Source organism: Gordonia sp. i37 (assembly GCF_002043085.1).
In the GTDB taxonomy this organism is placed as follows: domain Bacteria; phylum Actinomycetota; class Actinomycetes; order Mycobacteriales; family Mycobacteriaceae; genus Gordonia; species Gordonia polyisoprenivorans.
Genome location: NZ_MVPX01000603.1, coordinates 1 through 323 on the forward strand (window position 1 = coordinate 1; position 323 = coordinate 323).

The following is a 323-nucleotide window of genomic DNA, read 5'->3' on the forward strand; positions in this document are numbered from 1 at the left end:
TCCTCCGACATACCGATCGGACCGAACCGATCACCGGAGAGGAACTGCTTGACCACCGGCTGCTCCGAGGTCAGCAACTGCTCCCGCGGACCGAACATCACCAACTCCTTGCGGAACAACATCCCGATGTTGTCCGGAATCGTCCGAGCGATGTTGATGTTGTGCGTCACGATCAGAATCGTCGCATCGATCTGCGAATTGATATCGATCAGGAGCTGCGAAATATAGGCGGTACGCACCGGATCCAAACCCGAGTCCGGCTCATCACACAAGATGATCTGCGGATCCAACACCAACGCCCGCGCCAACCCGGCACGCTTACG

1 pseudogene is annotated in these 323 nt (G+C 57.6%); it reads right to left on the reverse strand.

What is annotated here, in order from left to right:
- Positions 1–323, reverse strand: a pseudogene (locus B1964_RS28585) (ABC transporter ATP-binding protein); the annotation flags it as partial.